Source organism: Lentzea sp. (assembly GCF_036380075.1).
In the GTDB taxonomy this organism is placed as follows: Bacteria; Actinomycetota; Actinomycetes; order Mycobacteriales; family Pseudonocardiaceae; genus Lentzea.
The window spans coordinates 1-18,061 of record NZ_DASVFL010000294.1 but is presented as its reverse complement, the minus strand read 5'-3'; the positions used below and the strand labels follow the sequence as shown (position 1 = coordinate 18,061).

The 18,061-nt window shown below is 70.4% G+C and carries 17 protein-coding genes and 1 pseudogene; 4 read left to right on the top strand and 14 right to left on the bottom strand.

Annotated elements, in window-relative coordinates; all coding sequences use genetic code 11:
• Positions 1–2: 2 nt before the first annotated feature.
• The 9 genes from VF330_RS31050 to cysD all read right to left on the bottom strand — a co-directional run bounded on the left by VF330_RS31050 (position 3) and on the right by cysD (position 8,212).
• Positions 3–872: a hypothetical protein gene (locus VF330_RS31050; protein WP_330855256.1), complete on the bottom strand. Its 870-nt coding sequence runs from the start codon at positions 870–872 to the stop codon at positions 3–5.
• Positions 869–1,447, bottom strand: a complete 579-nt coding sequence (locus VF330_RS31045; protein WP_330855255.1) for a hypothetical protein — start codon at positions 1,445–1,447, stop codon at positions 869–871. Before VF330_RS31045 ends, VF330_RS31050 begins: the two co-directional genes overlap by 4 nt.
• Before the next feature lie 2 nt (positions 1,448–1,449).
• Positions 1,450–1,866, bottom strand: coding sequence for a hypothetical protein (locus VF330_RS31040; protein WP_330855254.1), 417 nt, complete (start codon positions 1,864–1,866; stop codon positions 1,450–1,452).
• Positions 1,867–2,008: 142 nt separating this feature from the next.
• Entirely contained in the window at positions 2,009–2,467 is a 459-nt protein-coding gene (locus VF330_RS31035; protein ID WP_330855253.1) for an SRPBCC domain-containing protein, read from the bottom strand.
• Entirely contained in the window at positions 2,464–3,243 is a 780-nt protein-coding gene (locus VF330_RS31030) for an SDR family oxidoreductase (protein WP_330855252.1), read from the bottom strand. The genes VF330_RS31035 and VF330_RS31030 overlap by 4 nt, the downstream gene beginning before the upstream one ends.
• A complete protein-coding gene (locus VF330_RS31025) occupies positions 3,243–4,391 on the bottom strand; it encodes a sulfotransferase (protein WP_330855251.1) in 1,149 nt (382 codons plus the stop codon). The genes VF330_RS31030 and VF330_RS31025 overlap by 1 nt, the downstream gene beginning before the upstream one ends.
• Positions 4,388–5,440 carry a DUF1214 domain-containing protein gene (locus VF330_RS31020; protein ID WP_330855250.1) on the bottom strand — a complete coding sequence of 351 codons (1,053 nt, stop codon included), beginning with the start codon at positions 5,438–5,440 and terminating at the stop codon, positions 4,388–4,390. The genes VF330_RS31025 and VF330_RS31020 overlap by 4 nt, the downstream gene beginning before the upstream one ends.
• Before the next feature lie 58 nt (positions 5,441–5,498).
• Positions 5,499–7,274 (bottom strand): adenylyl-sulfate kinase, encoded by a 1,776-nt coding sequence (gene cysC / locus VF330_RS31015; protein ID WP_330855249.1) that lies wholly within the window; start codon positions 7,272–7,274, stop codon positions 5,499–5,501.
• Positions 7,274–8,212, bottom strand: coding sequence for a sulfate adenylyltransferase subunit CysD (cysD, locus tag VF330_RS31010; RefSeq protein ID WP_349257473.1), 939 nt, complete (start codon positions 8,210–8,212; stop codon positions 7,274–7,276). The genes cysC and cysD overlap by 1 nt, the downstream gene beginning before the upstream one ends.
• A 35-nt stretch (positions 8,213–8,247) precedes the next feature.
• On the opposite strand from cysD, the gene VF330_RS31005 reads away from it, so the two are divergent.
• Positions 8,248–8,862 carry a TetR/AcrR family transcriptional regulator gene (locus tag VF330_RS31005; protein WP_330855247.1) on the top strand — a complete coding sequence of 205 codons (615 nt, stop codon included), beginning with the start codon at positions 8,248–8,250 and terminating at the stop codon, positions 8,860–8,862.
• On the opposite strand, the gene VF330_RS31000 is transcribed toward VF330_RS31005, so the two are convergent.
• The 5 genes from VF330_RS31000 to VF330_RS30980 all read right to left on the bottom strand — a co-directional run bounded on the left by VF330_RS31000 (position 8,849) and on the right by VF330_RS30980 (position 13,822).
• Positions 8,849–9,382: a cysteine dioxygenase family protein gene (locus VF330_RS31000; protein ID WP_330855246.1), complete on the bottom strand. Its 534-nt coding sequence runs from the start codon at positions 9,380–9,382 to the stop codon at positions 8,849–8,851. The two genes, VF330_RS31005 and VF330_RS31000, sit on opposite strands and share 14 nt — an antisense overlap.
• Before the next feature lie 22 nt (positions 9,383–9,404).
• Positions 9,405–10,400 (bottom strand): YeiH family protein, encoded by a 996-nt coding sequence (locus VF330_RS30995; protein WP_330855245.1) that lies wholly within the window; start codon positions 10,398–10,400, stop codon positions 9,405–9,407.
• Between the two features lie 69 nt (positions 10,401–10,469).
• Positions 10,470–11,375 carry a LysR family transcriptional regulator gene (locus VF330_RS30990; RefSeq protein WP_330855244.1) on the bottom strand — a complete coding sequence of 302 codons (906 nt, stop codon included), beginning with the start codon at positions 11,373–11,375 and terminating at the stop codon, positions 10,470–10,472.
• Positions 11,376–11,391: 16 nt separating this feature from the next.
• Entirely contained in the window at positions 11,392–12,033 is a 642-nt protein-coding gene (locus VF330_RS30985; RefSeq protein WP_330855243.1) for a hypothetical protein, read from the bottom strand.
• Between the two features lie 67 nt (positions 12,034–12,100).
• On the bottom strand, positions 12,101–13,822 hold the full coding sequence (locus VF330_RS30980) for a S8 family peptidase (protein ID WP_330855242.1): 1,722 nt from the start codon (positions 13,820–13,822) through the stop codon (positions 12,101–12,103).
• Positions 13,823–14,045: 223 nt separating this feature from the next.
• On the opposite strand from VF330_RS30980, the gene VF330_RS30975 reads away from it, so the two are divergent.
• From VF330_RS30975 to VF330_RS30965, 3 genes and pseudogenes are all read left to right on the top strand, one after another.
• Complete coding sequence (locus VF330_RS30975; RefSeq protein WP_330855241.1) at positions 14,046–15,242, top strand: SEFIR domain-containing protein; 1,197 nt, start codon at positions 14,046–14,048, stop codon at positions 15,240–15,242.
• A 105-nt stretch (positions 15,243–15,347) separates the two neighbouring features.
• On the top strand, positions 15,348–17,501 hold the full coding sequence (locus tag VF330_RS30970; RefSeq protein WP_330855240.1) for a tetratricopeptide repeat protein: 2,154 nt from the start codon (positions 15,348–15,350) through the stop codon (positions 17,499–17,501).
• A gap of 98 nt (positions 17,502–17,599) precedes the next feature.
• Positions 17,600–18,061 (top strand): annotated as a pseudogene (locus VF330_RS30965) (hypothetical protein); the annotation flags it as partial.

Sequence of the window (18,061 nt, the reverse complement as noted above, 5' to 3'; positions counted from 1 at the left end):
CGTCACCGCGCCCGGTCCGGCACCCTGGTGCCGATCTGCAGCACCCGCAGCAACGTCGACCGGCCGACGTTCAACGCGAGCCCGCGCGCACCCGGCCGCACGTCGTAGCCGTCGGCACGGGCGTTCTCGGCCATCGGCGGCGGCAGCTCGCTGCTCAGCGCGAACAGCTCCGGTCCCGGCTGCGGCAGGCCGCCGGGGCCGGACGGGAAGACGACCTCGCGCGCGTCGGTCGGCGACAGGAACACGTTGAAGAACAACGCGGGCCCGTCGGAGGTCTCGATCGACGTCAGCCGCCGCACCCAGTCCTGCAGTGTCGCGCCCTGGTGCGGGCTGTCGGTGACCATGCCGTCGGTGATGTTGATGATGATGGGAGGGAACGAGTCCGGGTGCGCGCCGACCCAGTCGAAGACGTGCGCTCCGGCGACCTCGACCGCCTGGCACATCGGCGTGCGGTAGCCGTGCACGGGGTCGACCCACACCGGCATCCGCACCGGCACGGGCATCGCGTCGACGGACGGCTCGTCGCGGACGGCGAACGGGTTGGCCGCGAGCTCCGGCAACGGCACCAGGCCGCGTCCGGTCAGGGCCCCGCCGAACGCGCTCTCCACGCCCTCGCCGCCGGGACCGGTGACCCGCGCGCCGTAGCTGAACACGCCGACGTCGAAGTAGTACCGGACCGGGGCGTTGACCTCGATCGTCGCCTGGATGCACATGTCGAGCAGGATGTTGTTGACCGCCAGCGCCGCGCCCGCCGCGAGCGACCCGCCGGTGCCGCCCCAGGCGAGCTTCATCGAGTCGGAGCGGTCGAGCAGGATGACGACGCATCCCGGTTTCGCCCTGGACACCAGCTGCCGGTACGTGCCGATGGTCATCTGCGCTCCTCCTCGGCAGGGGTGGCCGTGGTCAGGTTGTGCCGCACGACGGTCGGCGGCCATGCCGTGCCCTGCCGCCACTCCCAGGCGTTGCGGCAGCGGGGGTTGCGGCAGGTGAACGCGCAGACCTCGCCGTCGCGCCGCAGGTCGAGCTCGAACCCGCCGCACCGCGGGCACTGCGCGATCCGGGCCCGGTGCGCGTCGAAGCCGGCCGGCGGCACCGCTTCCCGCGCGGTCTGGACGACGGGCGGCGGCGCGGGCCTGCCCGGCTGGTTCCACCACTCGTTCTTCGGCGGCGCGGACACCGGAACGGGTGGCGGTGGCGCGGGCCGAGGGGCGGGTTGTGGTGCCGGCAACGACGGACGAGGGCTCGAGAACGGGTGCGGCTCCGGCGTTTCCGCGCCGTGCGCCGCCACCAGTGCCAGTGCGATGCCGAGCAGGCCGCAGAACGCGATGACGACCACCGTGCGGAGGGTGCCGAGCCCGTCGAAGAACGAGACCCCGAGCGCGGCACCGATCACCCCCAGCACCGCCGTCGCCCCGAGGACCACCTGCGCCAGCACCCGTTCCGGCACGGTCAGACTCCCTTGACGACCTGGATCGAGACCTCGCGGCTCCCGGCGGGGATCGACCAGCAGGGCGTGCCCGACGCCTCGCCCCGCGCCGTGCGCGGCCCCGTCCAGCCCTGCGGCAGCGCGACGCACACCGTCACCGGCCCGGCGGCCCGCGACAGCGTGACCGCTCCCTGCTCGCCGACCGCGAGCTCGGCGTCCTCGCCGCCCCGGCTGACGTGCACGGCGCTGCCCCTCAGCTCGGCGGCGGGGACGTCGTCGTAGCGGCCCTTCTCGTTGGCCTGCTTGGCGACCAGGCGCACGGTCACCTCCGCCGGCGCGTCGCCGGGGGCCATGACCGCGCCGAGCACCAGCGCGGCGCCGAACGAGATCAGCAACGCGTACACCGGCGCCATGAACCGGTGGGTGACCCACTCAGGCATCGCTGTTCACCTGGCGCCTCCGCACGGTCGGGGGAGCACTCACCTCCTACCTCGCCCGCCGGGCGCGATGTGTGTCGGGCGGCGTCCGCAATACCCACGAATGGTCCAACGGGGTGCCGGTACCGCCGGGTCGACGAACTGCTCAGCGCGTCGCGATGAGCGCCGCCACCCTCTCCCGCAGCGCGTGCGCGACCGAGTCGAAGCCGTTCTTGACGTAGGCGCCCTGAGCGGCGAACACGGCCTCCGCGTACTCGCCGGTGAACGTCTCGAACGTCCGGTAGCCGCACCGGTCCGGCCCGAGCGGCGTGATCACCTGGTCGCGCACGCCGAGCAGGCCGGGGAACGTGTCGCCGGTGTCGTAGCGCAGCAGCCGGGGCGGCTCGACGGCGCGGACGTACTCGCGGCTCACCCACGTGCCCTCGCCGCCGTCGGGCTTGGGCAGGGTGAGGTCGATCGGCGTGCCGATCTCCAGCGTCGTGTCGACGGCGACGGTGTACGGGTTCCAGCGCGGGTAGTTCGGGTAGTCGAGCAGGACCGCCCAGGCGAACTCGGCGGGCGCGTCGATCTCCACGGTCACGGACTCGATCAGCAGGTCGCTCATGCCGGCATGTACTCCCCGCCGTTGACGTCCAGGACCGCGCCGGTGACCTCGGAGGCCAGCCGGGACAGCAGGAACAGCACCGCGCCCGCGCACGCCTCGTCGGCCGGGATGCGGCCCAGCGGGTTGCGCGCGGCGATCTCGTCGTAGACGTCCTGTTCGGACAGTCCGCGCGCGTCCGCGGTGAGCTTGAGGTAGAAGCGGACGCCCGGCCCGTCGAGCCAGCCCAGGACGGCCTGGTTCGCGCGGATGCCGTGCTCGCCCAGCTCCAGCGCCAGGAACTGGGTCGCGGTCGCCATCGCGGCCTTCGCGACCGCGTACCCGGCCTCGCCGCGCATCGGCTTGCGGGTGGTCATCGTGCCGATGTTGACGATCGAACCCCGCCCGGCGGCCTTCATGTGCGGCACGACCGCGCGGGTCACGTTCAGCGCGCCGAACAGGATGATGTCCATCGACCGCCGGATCGCCTTCTCCGGCGTCTCCAGCAGGTCGGCGAACCCGGGGTGCCCGAACGCCGAGTTCACCAGGCCGGTGATCGTGCCGAACCGGTCCACCGCCGTCCCGACCAGCTTCTCGACGTCCTCGGGCCGCCGGACGTCGCACTGCACGCCGACGGCCTCGCCGCCGGCGCCCAGCACGTCCTTCTCGACCTGCTTCATCACGTCGGCGGAGCGCGCGGCCATGACGACCTTCGCCCCCTCGGCCGCGGCGCGGACGGCCAGCTTCGAGCCGAGGCCGGGACCGACGCCGGTGACGACCACGACCTCGTCCTGGAGCATCACAGGTAGACCTCCGTGTAGAAGGCGAAGTCACGCCGCAGCCGGTCCTCGGACAGGCCGAAGTCCTCGGGCGTGTAGGAGTGCGAGCCGTGCCGTTCGGTGCGGTTGTGCGCCAGGTACGCCTCGAACGCCGCGTCGTCGGCGGGTCCGGCGGGCAGGCCCAGCTCGTCGAGCACCTGCCGGGCCACCTCGACGGGTTTGCCGACGGTGTCGGCGAACCGCACGTCGACGAACCGGCCGGGTCGCGCCTGTCGTGCGGAGGCGAAGTCCTGCAAAGTCTTGGCGAACCGCCGCGACCAGTACCGTCCGATGAGGACGGGATCGGCGTTGTCGCTGTACTGCGAGGACATCGCGCGCACCATCGAGGCGTACGACGGGACGGCGTTCACCGGTGACCGGTGCGTCATCACGATCTTGCACGTCGGGAACTCGTCCAGGACCGTGTCGACGGCGGTCAGGTGGTGCGGCGACTTGAGCACCCACGGCTGGGTGCGGCCGGGGTTCTGCCACTGCAACACCTGGAGCCACTCGCGCAGCTCGCGGTAGGCGGGCCGGTGGTCGGCCGAGCGAAGCCAGTCGCCGTAGGCAGGCACCCGGTAGAACGAGTCGAAGCTCATCGACACGAACGTCCGGTCGAGCAGGATCACGTCTTCCTCCGGCCCGTCCCACACCACCGTGTGCAGGTCGCCGAAGTCGGGGGAGAGCTGCGCGAAGACCTGCATCCGTTCCCTGGCCCGGTTCTTGCGCAGCTCGGCCGCGGGGCTCTCGCCGGGGAACGGCAGCGGGTACGCGACCTCCCACGACAGCGTGGACGTGACCTGCGGGGAGGCCGACAGCAACCGGTGCAGCAGCGTCGAACCGGTGCGCGGCAGGCCGCAGATCTCCGCCGCCACCCGCACGTCGACGTCGAGCACCTCGGGGTTCGCGCGCTGCAGCCCGCGCAGCCGCAACCGGTCCGAGAGCAGCGCGGTGAGGCGGTGCTTGGTCAGCTCGTAGCCCAACGGTGACAGCGCGGCCTCGGTGTTGAGGCTGCGGACGAGCACGTCCAGGGGCTCGCGGAACCAGTCGTCGCCGAAGTCGGAGAGACCGGTCTTCGCCCGGGCCTTCTCGACCAGCTCGGAGACGTTCAGCTCGGTGGTGACCGTCATCGGACCTCCTCCAGGGGCACCACGCGGCACTTCGGGATCGGGTGTTCGGCGGCGCCGAGCCAGCGCAGCAACGCCGTGCCGGAGTCGTGGCCGCAGGTGTCGACCCAGTTGCCGACGCCGGGGTCCTCCGCGGCCACGACGATCGTCAGGCGGCCGTCGGGCGAGAGCGCCGCGGTGTGCTTGTTGACGGTGATCCGGCGGCGGTGGTCGAGCGACTCCATCCACCAGTTGTCCAGCTGGAAGTTCCAGTACGGGCAGTCGGGCACGTCGGTCTCGACCACCCAGGCCTCGCCGGGCTTGAGCGTCCAGTAGCCGTGCAGGTAGAAGATCTCCGGGTCGCCGCCGGCGCGCTGGAACATGTCCTGGCCGAAGTCGGGCAGCTCGTTGGGGCGCGCCATGAACGTGCGGGTCCAGTGCGCGAACGTGGCCGCGGTTCCGTGCACGGACAGGGATGCGCGTTGCAACGCCTTGGCCAGGAACTCGGGTGTCAGGCCCGCCGGCGTCGAGGGCCCGCCGACCTGCTCGATGTGCCAGGAGCCCGGTGTCTCGGTGGTGCGGTCGAGGTACGTCTGGCGGACGACGAGCCCGGTGGAGTCGGGGGCCAGCGGCAGCCAGTTGCCGGGCTGTTCGGTGGCGCTCGCGATGATCTCCACCGTGCCGTCGGGCGCGACCGCCAGGTCGGCGTCGGACAGCTCCCCGGTCGACGCCATCGTGCCGTCCTTGGCGTACCGGTTGGCCTTGGAGCCGATGCTGAAGTACGCGATGGTGCCGCGCTCGCCGGTGATCCGATAGGTGCGGTCGCCCCGGATGTTCGCGGACAGGTAGACGTTGTCCGGGTTGTCCGCGCCGATCTTCACGAGGTCGAGCTCGTGGAAGCGCGGGAAGTCGGGATCGGCGTTGTCCAGGCAGGAGTAGAGCATCTCGCGGGTGAGCCGGGCGAGGTAGCGGTACCCCTCCGCGCGGTCCAGCGGCGTGTCCGGCCCGGAGAGGACCACCTCACCGGCTTTCTCCAGTGCCCGGCAGAACTCCGACCACGCCTGGTCCGGCACGACCGCCTCCCGAATTTAGAACGTGTTCTAGTGGAACGTACACGATTCCGGACAACGTTCAACAGACGCCGAGCGCGCGAAGCCTGGCCACCACGACCCCTGCGGCCGCTTCCGGGCTGAGTGCTGTCGTGTCGAGCCGGACTTCGGGCTCGGCCGGTGGTTCGTAGGGCGAGTCGATGCCGGTGAAGTTCGGCAGCTCGCCGCGCCGGGCCTTGCGGTACAGGCCCTTCGGGTCGCGCCGCTCCGCGACCTCCAGCGGGGTGTCCACGAAGACCTCGCAGAACTCGTTCTCGCCGACCAGGTCGCGGGCGAGCGCCCGTTCCGCCCGGAACGGCGAGATGAACGAGACCAGCACGATCAGCCCGGCGTCGACCATCAGCGCGGCCACCTCGGCGATGCGCCGGATGTTCTCGACGCGGTCGGCGTTGCTGAACCCGAGGTCGGAGTTCAGGCCGTGCCGCACGTTGTCGCCGTCCAGCAGGAACGTGTGCCTGCCCTCGGCGTGCAGCGCCTTCTCGACCAGGTCGGCGATCGTGGACTTGCCCGCTCCCGACAGCCCGGTCAGCCACACCACGCACGGCCGGTGCCCGTTGCGCGCGACCCGTGCCCGCTTGTCGACGGTGAGGGTCTGCCAGCGGACGTTCGCCGGCCGCAGCGCGAAGTCGATCATCCCGGCGCCGACCGTGGCGTTGGAGAGCCGGTCCAGCACGACGAACGACCCGAGGTCGCGGTTCGTCCGGTAGCCCTCGAACGGCACGGGCGCGTCGAAGTGCACGGTGTCGACGCCGATCTCGTTGAGCCGCAACGCCTTGGTCGCGGTGAACCCGACCGTGCGGGCGCCGATCTTGGCGAGGTACTGCCTGCCGGGCAGCAGGCCCGTCTCGTCCATCCACACGAGGTGCGCCTGGAACGAGTCGGCGACGCCCGGCGGGTCCGACGCGGCGGCCAGCACGTCACCGCGGCTCACGTCCACGTCGTCGGCGAGCACGACGGTGACCGACGAACCCGTTGGTGCTGTGGAGAGATCGCCGTCCATCGTGACGATGCGCTCCACAGTGGACTTGCGGCCGTTCGCGCAGACCTCGTCGCCGGCGCGCAGCGTGCCGCCCAGCACCCGTCCGGAGAAGCCGCGGAACGCCGAGTCCGGCCGGTTGACCCACTGCACGAGGAACCGCGACGGGCCGTCCGACTTTTTGCCGGTGTCGACCGTTTCCAGCCACTGCAACAACGTCGGCCCGTCATACCACGGCGTCAGCTCGCTGCGGTCGACCACGTTCACGCCCTCGGTCGCGGACATCGGCACGCCGGTGATCTCGGTGAGGTCCAGTTCGGCGGCGAACTCCGCGAACGCCCCGCTGACCCGGTCGAAGACCTCGCGGGAGTAGCCGACGAGGTCGAGCTTGTTCACGGCCAGCACCACGTGCCGGATGCCCATCAGCGACACGATCCTGGCGTGCCGGCGGGTCTGGTCGAGCACACCCTTGCGCGCGTCGAGCAGGATGACCGCCGCCTCGGCCGTGGACGCGCCCGTGGCCATGTTGCGCGTGTACTGCTCGTGGCCCGGCGTGTCCGCGACGATGAAGCGCCGCGCCTCGGTGGCGAAGAACCGGTAGGCGACGTCGATGGTGATGCCCTGCTCGCGTTCGGCGGCCAGTCCGTCCACGAGCAGTGCGAAGTCCAGTTCGCCGCCGCGGGTGCCGACCCGCCGCGAGTCGGCCTCCAAGGCCGCCAGGTGGTCGGCGTACAGCAGTTTCGACTCGTACAGCAGGCGGCCGATCAGCGTGCTCTTGCCGTCGTCGACGCTGCCGCAGGTGATGAACCGCAGGAGCTCCATCAGAAGTAGCCCTCCCGCTTCTTGCGCTCCATGGACCCGCTCCCGTCGTGGTCGATCAGCCGGCCCTGGCGTTCGGACGTCGTCGCGGTCCGCATCTCCTCGACGATCTCCGCCACGGTCCGCGCCTCGCTGCGCACGGCACCGGTCAGCGGGTAGCAGCCGAGCGTCCGGAACCGGACGAGCTCCTGGCGCGGTTCCTCGGTCAACGGCATGCGCCCGTCGTCGACCATGATCAGCAGGCCGTCGCGGTCGACGACGGGGCGCGGGGCGGCGAAGTACAGCGGCACCACGGGAATCCGCTCGCGTTCGACGTACCGCCAGACGTCGAGCTCGGTCCAGTTGGATAGCGGGAAGACCCGGATGCTCTCGCCGGGCGCGACCCGCGTGTTGTAGAGCCGCCACAGCTCGGGCCGCTGGTTCCTGGGGTCCCACCGGTGCTGCGCCGTGCGGAACGAGAAGACCCTTTCCTTGGCCCGGGAGGCTTCCTCGTCCCGGCGGGCGCCGCCGAACGCGAGGTCGAAGCGGTGCTCGTCGAGCGCCTGCCGCAGGCCCTGGGTCTTCCACAGGTCGGTGTGCCGGGCGGAGCCGTGGTCGAACGGGTTGATGCCCGCCGCCACGCAGTCCGGGTTGCGGTGCACGATCAGCTCCAGGCCGAGCTGGCGCGCCGTGGCGTCCCGGAACGCGATCATCTCGCGGAACTTCCACGTGGTGTCGACGTGCAGCAGCGGGAACGGCGGCTTCGACGGGTGGAAGGCCTTGCGTGCCAGGTGGAGCAGCACCGAGCTGTCCTTGCCGATGGAGTACAGCAGCACCGGTCGTTCGCTCTCCGCCACGGCCTCGCGGAAGACGTCGATGCTCTCCGCTTCCAGGGTGTCCAGGTGGTCCACGCGCTCACCTCCGCGCCCACCACGGTAGGGGTAAACCGAACAACGTTCAATATGGTTCTGAACGTTGTTCGAAGTAGGCTGCGGGGGTGGGCACCGAGCAGACGGCGTGGGGGGACGCGGAGGGCAGGCGGCGGGACATCCTGTCGTCGGCCGAGCTGATCCTGGAGGAGCAGGGCTACGCGGGCCTGACCATGCGCGCGGTCGCGGTGGGCGCGGGCGTCAGCTCCGGCACCGTCTACCAGTACTTCTCCGGCAAGGAGGACGTGTTCGCGGCGTTGATGGAACGCCGCCACGACGAGCTGCAACGCGCCCTCGCCTCGGTCGACCGGGGTCTCGGCGTCGTCGGTGTGCTGAAGGAGGTCCAGCCGCTCGTCACGGAGTTCTGGCGCCGGTTCGGGCGGTCCGCGGCGCAGTGGGAGGCGAAGGTGCTCTCCGGCGGCCGCCGTGGCAAGGAGGTCTCCGGGTCGGCGCGGGACTACCGCGAGACGCTGAAGGCGCTCGCGAAGGCGTTGCGGGAGACGGCCGAGGCGTCCGGCCGGGAGCTGGTGGACGACCCGGCGCTGCCGCACTGGGTGTGGGACACGCTGATCGGCCTCGCGGACGACCTGCTGCTGCAGGGCGCCCGCATCAACGGGGTCGAGCCGGACCGGCTGGTCGACTTCGCCTGCGGCGCGATCGAGCGGGGGATCACCAAGCCCTGACGGGCTGGTCGTAGCGCCGCCGGATGCTGCTGCCCAGCACGCCGATGTCCGCGCCGTAGACGTGGATCGAGATCGCCACCGAGCTGGAGTTGTTGCACACCTTGTGGATGTCGCCCGGCGGCACGAGGTGGGACGCGACGCCTTCCGGGGTCTTGTTGACGCGCAACGGGATCAGCCGGTCGCCACGCAGCCGGTAGGTGGTCTCCTCTTCTTCTCCGACGTACGTGCCGACGACGCACCACGACACGTGGTCGTGGATGCACGTCTCCTGACCGGGCAGCCAGACCAGTCCCACGACGGAGAAGCTGCCGTCGGGTTCGACGTGCAGGACGTGCTGGCGGTAGGCGGTGGGGTCGGGTTCGCGTTGCGCGGCGCTCAGCAGGAACGGGTCGGTCAGGTGCCCGGCGAGCGTCCGCGACACCCGTGCGGCGACGGCCTCGTCGTCGCCGCCGCGCGCGATCGCGGCCCGGAGCGAACCCACCAGGAGCGTGGCCGTGGGGGAGAGCAGGCTGTGCGTCATGAGCGGCTCCTCCTTCGAGGGATCAGCTGACCAGCACCGTTCCCGTCAGCACCAGGACGGTGATCAGCACCGTGGAGAGCAGGCCCAGCAGCAGCACCGCCGGGCCGGAGCGGAGCAGGGAACGCAGGCGCACGGCCGTGCCGAGCGCGAACATGCCCGCCGCCAGCAGCACGTTGTCCACGAACGTCGCCGTCGTCAGCACGACCTCGGGCAGCAGACCGGTCGCGCGCACCGCCGCCATCGCGAGGAAGCCGAGCACGAACAACGGCACGAGAGGCGGGCGTTGGCCGGTGGCCGGGTACTTGAGCCGTTCGGCGAAGCTCACCGCGGCGAGCATCGGTGCGAGCAGCACCACTCGCGTCAGCTTCACCGCCACGGCGATGGCGAGTGCACCGCTGACCGGTCCGGCGGCGGCCACGACCTGCGCGACCTCGTGCACGCTGCCGCCCGCCCACACGCCGTACTGGGCAGGCGAGAGGCTGGTCAGCGAGTAGAGCGCGGGCAGGCTGAACATCGCGATCGTGCCGAAGAGCGTGACCAGTCCGAGCGCCTTGGCGACGTCCTCCTCGTCCTGTTCGCGGACGCTGTTCATCGCGGCGACCGCGGAGGCGCCGCAGATCGAGAACCCGGTGGCGATCAGCAGCGACAGGCCCTCGCTCACGCCGAGCACCCGGCCGAGCCACCGCGTCACCACGAACGTCACCACCACGGCCACGACGGCGAGCGCCAGGATCTCGTAGCCGAGCTTGAGGACGTCCTGGAAGACCAGCTTCAGCCCGAGCAGCACCACACCGAGCCGCAGCAGCCGGCGGCCCGCCAGCTTGATGCCGGGGGTCATCGACTGCGGCAGCGTCATCACGTTGGCCACGACGGCCCCGAGCAGCACCGCCACCGTCAGCGCGCTGACCGACGGCTGCACGAGGGACACGGCCATCGCGACCGCGACACCCGCGGCGACCAGGACGAGTCCGGGCACCGCGGAGCCGGACGTGCGCGGAGTGGTCCTGGTGATCCCCATGACCGCAACGGTGGGGGTCGTCGCCTATGCGCAGTAGATGGTGATTTCTTGGGGCCGTATAAGTCTGGCTTATGCCTTCGCGGCCGACGCGGAGATGAGCGCGTCCACGGTGGCCCGCATGATCGGCAGCTTGATCAGGTCCGGCCACGTGTAGAGGGCGGTGAGCCGCTCCGCCGACGACTCCACGTCGACCGCCGTCAAGCCCGGGTGCTGCAGGAACGACAGCAGCAACCGCGGCACGAGCGCCACGCCCAGCCCGGCCGTGACGAGGCTCTGGATCGCCAGGTTGTCGTCGGTGGAGCAGGTGATGTCGGGCACGAACCCGGCCGCCGCGCAGGCTTGGTGGACGGCGCTCTGGCACCGGACACAACCGGCGATCCAGCGTTCCTCCGCGGCATCCGCGAGCGAGACTCGACCGCGGCCCGCGAGCCGGTGGCCGGCCGGGACGAGCAACGCGAGCGGTTCGCGCAGCAACGGCACCCGCAGCATCCCGTTGACCGCGGTGTCGTCCTGCGGTTCGTCCCGGTAGCTGAAGCTGATCACGACGTCGACCTCGCCGCTCCTGAGCAGCGCGAACGACTCCGGCGGTTCCTCCTCGACCAGTTCCAGGCGCAGGCCGGGACGTTCCTGGGCGAGGATCGCGGCCGCCGCGGGCACCAGGGCGACGTTGGCGCTCGGGAACGCGCAGATGCGGATGGTGCCGATGTCGTGCGTGGCGACGGCGCTGACCTGCTGGTGAGTCACCGCGAGCTCGTCGAGCAGGCGCGAGCTCCGTTCGGCGAGGATCCGCCCGGCCTCGGTGAGGTGCAGGCCACGGCCCGTGCGCACGAACAACGGCCCGCCCACCTGGCGTTCCAGCGCGCGCATCTGCTGGCTCACGGCGGGCTGGCTGCAGTGCAACGCCCGCGCGGCCGCGCTGAACGAACCGGTCCTGGCGACCGTCGCGAAGACCTCGAGCTGGCGGGTGTCGAACACACCAGCACTGTAGGTCTCATTTGCCGGTGACGAGCGAGTCGAGGGTGGACGACCCGTGCTCACCGCAGTGCCGGCGCGAGGCGTCCAGCGTGATCGGCTTCTCGGCTTCGTCCGGTCTGCCCAGCTGACCGAAGAGTCTTCGCAGCAGCTCCACCTGCTCGTCGCCGCCCGCTCGCAGGAAGTCGCTGCAGCTCGACCGGACGGTGAGCCGGTCGTCCTGCGGCATCAGGTCCATCGGGCCGAAGACGAACAGCAGCGCGACGATGATCGCGAGACCGAACGCGACGACGGCACCGCCCGACGAGGACTTCTTCGGCGTCAGCCACGTCTGCGCCTGCTCGATGAACGGCTCGGCGGGGGAGAGGTCGGTGTCGATCCAGAACTCGACGCTGTCGCCGCCGGTCACGTCGAACTGCACGTGCCCGGCGGCGAGCATGATGCGCATGATCGCGGTCCGCTCGTAGGACCCCGACCAGAACGGGTCGGGCCGCACGAGCACGAGCCGGTCGGGCAGCAGGAACACGACGTCCCGCTCGCCCCTCGCGAGGCGCGCGGTCTGGCCCGGCTGGACGACGGCGCCCGCCAGCCGGGCCAGAACGAGGTCGTGCTCGTGCTCGTCGAGGGCCTGCGCGGCCATCGACCACAGGTCGGGTTCCACGTCACTGCTATCGCTGCTGGTGGGGACCTGAGTTAGCCGTGCGGGCCGACTTTCGTCCGAATGCCGGTCAGAAAGTGACCTTCCACGAGTTGATGTAGCCGGTGTCCTGACGTGCGACGTCCTGCACCCGCAGGTTCCAGGTGCCGTTCGCGACCTCGCTGGAGGCGTTCACGGTGTACGTCGCGACGACGTCGTCGGCCGAGTCGCTGCCCGAACCCTTGAGCCGGTACGCCGTGCCGTCCGGGGCGACGAGGTCGATGACCAGGTCACCGCGGTGGGTGTGGACGATGTTGACGTCGACCTTGAGCGTCGCCGGGGCGTTGCCCGTGACGCCCGAGACGGTGATCGGGCTGGTCACGGCCGCGCCGGCGTCCGGGATCGCGACGTCGGCGGTGTTCTCGAACGAGGCGCCGCCGGGAGGGGGCGTGCCGGTGCCGACGGCGGCGAGCGCGTCGACGCGGCCCTCGCCGAAGAAGTTGTTCTTGGCCGTCGTGCCGCTGCACCGGCTGTCGGTGCAGCTCAGGTCGTCCGCCTGGGTCGCGAGCAGGGCCCGCAGCTGTGCCGGCGTGGCCGTCGGGTTGGCCGACTTGAGCAGCGCCGCGACGCCCGCGACGTGCGGGGAGGCCATCGACGTGCCGGACTTGGAGCCGTAGCGGCCGCCGGGGACCGTGGAGTAGACGCTGTCACCGGGCGCCGCGATGTGGATCTTGTCGGTGCCGTAGTTGGAGAACGACGACTTGCCGTTGGACGAGGTGATCGACGCGACGCTGACGACGCCGGAGACCTCGGTCGGCACGCTCAGGCACGAGTTGGTGATGTTCCGCTGCGCCGGCGTGGAGTCGTTGGGGCTCGTGGTGTCGCGCGTCTTGCTCGCGAGGTTGTAGTTCTCGTTGCCCGCCGCCGCGACGTTCAGCACGCCCTTGCCCTCGGCGTAGGCCACCGCGCGCTTCACGCCCTCCAGGATCGCGTCCTGGTCGGCGTTGTCCGGGCAGTTGAACAGCCACGGGTCGGTGTAGTAGCTGTTGTTGGTCACCTCGAAGCCGCGGTCACCGGAGAAGACCATGGCGCAGATGGTGTTCTCGGCGAAGAACAGCCCGCTCGGCTTCTCCGCGATGCGCACCGAGGCGATCTTCACGCCGGGCGCGACACCTACCACGCCCCGCCCGTTCTTGGCCGCCGCGATCGTGCCCGCGACGTGCGTGCCGTGCGTGTCCGTGTCCCGCCACGAACCCGTGCGCGTATCGAGCTTGCCGTAGGCGCACGACGCGGAGTTGGCGGAGTCGAAGTTGGCCTTGAGGTCGTCGTGCAGGTCGTCGACACCCGTGTCCAGCACACCGACCGTGACGCTCGACGAGCCCTGGTTGACCGCCCACGCCTTGTCGGCACCGATCTGCGACATGTCCGTGCGCACCGGCTCGCTCGTCGCCGGCGTCGCCTGCGAGGGAGCAGTCGGGATCGGCGGGTTGGCCGCCTCGGTGGGGATGTCCGTCGTGCGCGTGGCACCGACCTTCTGCACACCGCTGACAGCGCGCATGTTGCCGGCGAAGTCCGTGGCACCGGAGTGCGCGACGATAACGCCGATCGCGTCGTAGGTGCTCCACACCGTGCCGCTGTTGTCCGCAATCGCCTGGGCGGCCCCGGCCGTGGCACCCGGCGCCGTGATGACCAGGTACGCGCGTGTGCCCGCGAGAGGCGCCGCGGCGGCGGGGGACGCCGCCGTCAGGACGCCGGCGCCCACGACCGCGGCGATGGCCGCGGTGCGCAGGCGAGAACGTGAACGCAGAAACACTGTTCCTCCAACACTCCCTAGCGGGCGATGCCCGCGCGTGGTGCGCGGGTGCAGGGGCCCGTCGCAAGCATTAGAGGAGGTCAGGACGGATTCGGGACGCTCGTCCGCGGAAATGCCCCGTTCGGCTCACGTCGAACGTCGCAAGTCAGGCGCGCAGGCCGAAGCGCGGCGACTAAGCTTTCCGGCGATGGTCGCCTCAGACTCAGACGCGCCGCACCCCACGGTGTTCGTCGCCTACACCCACGATTCACAGCGGCACAAGGACCAGGTTCTGGCTCTCGCGACGTTGCTGACGCAACACGGCGTGCGGACCGAGCTCGACCAGTGGGCTGAAAACCGGCCGCAGGACTGGTACGCCTGGGCCCACGAGCACATCACGGGTTCGGACTACACGATCATCGTGGCGTCCCCGCAATGCAAGATCGCAGGTGACGGCAGGGCCGCGCCCGCGGAGAACCGAGGGGCACAGTCCGAGATGTCCGTGATCCGCGACCTCCTGCAAGGCGACCGCGCGAAGTGGCGACCGAAGCTGCTGGCAGTCGTCCTGCCCGGTGGGGCGGTGGCGGAGATTCCGGACGTCCTGCAGCCGAACGGAGTCGACCACTACGAGGTCGACGAGCTGTCGCGTGAGGGCGTCGACGGTCTGCTCAGGGTGATCTTCAACCGCCCGAGGGTCCTCAGGCCCGCTCTCGGGCAACCTCCGTCGTTCTCACAGCTCGACCCGTCTTCTCTCATCTCCGCGCCGGCTCGGTCCTCCGAGCCGAACTGGCGGGTCCTGCCGGCTGACGTCGAGGTCCTGTGGCGGGACGACATCGAAGCTTTGGACAGGGCATGGCCGTCTCAGTGGCCCGGCACCCTCGAAGTGCACGTGGCCCCCGTCGGTGATGCGAGGATCCCGATGAGCAGGATGCTTGCGCTAGGAGAACAGCTCGCCCTCTATGCGGGTTCGTGTGGAATCTTGGACGTTCGATCCGGAGTCGACGCGACTTCGGCAGACGGGGTCGTCCGAGTCTCGTCGCGTGCGCCGCACAACGCTGCCGGCGGTGGGATGGCCGTGCTCAGAACCGGTCAACGCTCCGCGTGGATGACCCTGCCCGAAGCAAGGATCGGCAGGGTGCTGATCCGCGACGACGCCGTGCGCAAGATCCAGCTCATGCTGGCGGCACTCGCGGGTCTCGGCCCGGCTCTTCCCGCGACGGTGGTGCCGACGGCCGGTATCGCGCCAGTCGGCTTCGTGCGACGAGGGGAGGTTCAAGACCTCACCAGCAGCTACGCGAGCATGCCGATGCACGACACGCCGCCGGTCAGGCTCGGCGCAGACGAGTCTTTGACCTCTGCGGAGCTGGTTGGGATGGTCGACCGGGTCGCGATTGAGCTGGCCGACCGGATCATCGCCAAGTTCCCGGCGCCGGGCCGGTGAGCCGATTCCCGGCGAAGGGGCATGGCGCGGACGGCGGTGTGCCCGTCGATGGCTGGTGTGCTCTCGTGATCCACGTGGTGGCGGACGGCGGCGCGGGAGCGGGCGATGACTCACAACGTCATGAGCGGTACGTCCTCCGGTGTGGTCGTGCAGGCCGGGACGATCGAGGGTGACGTGCACCTGCACGCGGCGCCCGGCGAGCATTCGGTGGTGCCGCGGCAGCTGCCTCCGGTGCCTAGGGGGTTCACCGGACGTGCCGACGCGCTGGCCGCGCTCGACTCGTTCCTGGAGGACGCGGCCGGTGCGCCGACGGGGGTCAGCTCGCTCGTGGTCGTGTCCGGCATGGGGGGTGTGGGGAAGACGACCGTGTCCGTGTGCTGGGCGCACCGGGTCGTGGAGGACTTCCCGGACGGACAGCTCTACGTCGACCTGTCCGGGTACGGGGTTGGGGCGCCCGTCACGGCGGGGGAGGCGCTGGCCGCTTTCCTGCGGGCGCTGGGAGTGCCGGCGGAGATGATCCCGTCCGAGGTCGGCGAGCGGACGGCGGTGTTCAGGTCGCTGGTGAGCGGGCGGCGGCTGTTGCTGTTGCTGGACAACGCACGGTCAGAAGATCAAGTACGTCCCTTGCTGCCGGGTACCGGGTCGTGTGCGGTGGTGATCACCAGCCGGGCGAACCTGACCGGGCTCGTGGTCGATCAAGGGGCCGAGCAGGTTCGGCTCGACGTGTTCAGCGAGCAGGAGGCGTTGCAGGCGCTGCACACGTTGATCGGGCCGCGGCTGGGCAGTGAGCCCGAGACGGCAGTCGAACTGGCGCGGTTGTGCGCGTACCTGCCGCTGGCTTTGCGGATCGCTTCCGGGCTTGTGCTGAGTTCGCCGGACGTCACGGTCGCCGAGCTCGTCGAGGAGCTGAACGACGAGCACGCGCGGCTGGACGTGCTCGACACCGGCGACGACCCGCGCACTGCTGTGCGATCGGTTTTCTCATGGTCCTACCGGCAGCTGCCTGCGGAAGCCGCGCGGCTGTTCCGGTTGCTGGGCCTGGTTCCCGGCCGGGAGTTCGACAAGCGCGCGGTGGCGGCGTTGCTGGACGTTCCTGCGACCGCAGCGAGCCGGACGGTCGGAGTGCTGGCGCGGGCACGGTTGGTGCGCGAACGCGGGCAGGGGCGCATCGAGGTGCACGACCTGCTGCGGGTGTACGCGGCCGAGCTGGTGCGCGAGGAAGACGGCGACGCCGCGCGCCGCGAGGCGATGACGAGGTACTTCGACCATCACCTGCACACCGCGGAGCTGGCGGACCGGCAGCTCACACCGCACCGGTTCCGGGTCGGCCTGGACGGGATCCCGCGTCACGTCCACAATTTCGGCTCCCGCGAGGAAGCACTCGTCTGGTTGCACGCCGGACGTGACACGTTCGTCGAGCTCCTGCGCATCGACGAGTCCGAACTGGACGGACGGCGCTGGCAGCTCGCGTATACGTTGCGCGGGTTCTTCTTCCTCACCAAGGACTGGGACGCATGGGTCGGCACGCACGAGCTGGCGCTGGTCGCGGCGCGGCGGCTCGGTGACTTGCGAGCGGAAGCGTTGACGCACAACAACCTTGGCATGGCGTTGCTCGAACGCGGCGATGCCGAGGGGGCTGAGCCGCACTACGTCAGTGCCCGTGAACTGTTCGAGGAGATCGGCGACCTGCGGGGGGTGAGCAACGCGCTCGGCAACGAGGCGTGGGTGCTGCACCGTCGCGGCAAACACACCGAGGCACTCGAGATCGCCGCGCTGGCGCTGGCGAACTACCGGCAGGTCGAGGCGCACGTCAACGCCGGCATCACGTTGCGCGGCATGGCGGTCTTCGCGATCCCACTGGGCCGGTTCGAGGACGCGAAGACCTATGTCGCCGAGGCGATGGAGCTGTTCTCCGCCGCGGACGCCGAGCTGGACGTGGTGATGGCGCTGAACGTCCTCGGCGAAGTGCACAACGCCGCAGGCGACCCGCAGCAGGCCGATCAGGTGCATCGGCAGGCGCTCGCATCGGCGGTGCGGCAGGGGAGCACCTATGAACTTGCGCGTGCGCACGCCGGTCTCGGTCGTGCGGCGGCCGCACTGGGCAACGCATCCGCGGCAAGGCAGGAGATGCGGCAGGCGCACGAGCTCTACACCCGTCTTGGTGCGACCGAGGCGGAGGAGGTCGAACGGCTTGCTGCGCTCATTCCGGACAACGCCGAGCAACGGGACACAGAAGTGGACAGGGCGCCGGAGCGCTGACCAGCCGTTCGGGTGATATCAACGCCGGAGTTGCACTTGACTGATGTCGCCGGTGATCGACAGGGCTAGAGTTCACGCCCGTTCCCGACGGAGGTGCGATGAGATTTCCCGCCGATCAGCTGTTGGGGGAGCTGAAGACGCTCCGGAAAGGGCTCGGCGTCGAGACGGACGACATCGAACCGCGCGTGGGCAAAGGCCTGCGCTGGTTGTGCGCTGTGGAGGAGGGTGACACGGGCGAGCGCGTCCGTCGCAAGGTGCGCGGCCAGTTGAGCGCCCTGGTGACCCAGTGCAACCCCGACCAGCAGTACCTGCTGCGAGCGGCGCTCGGCCTCAGCGCCGCCACCGTGCCGAAGATGTACCAGGAACGGATCAAGGAAGTCGCGGACCTGACGTTCGTCGATCCGCGCACCGTCCAGCGCCGCATTGACAGCGCGCTCGGCCGGCTCGTCCAACTCGCCCTGGAGTCACGCAGGCAAGTCGACGTGCAGCGGCGACCGCCTTGGCACACCGGGGATCTGCGAGTCGTGATCAGCTTCGACCTGCGGGTGCCCGAGGTGTAC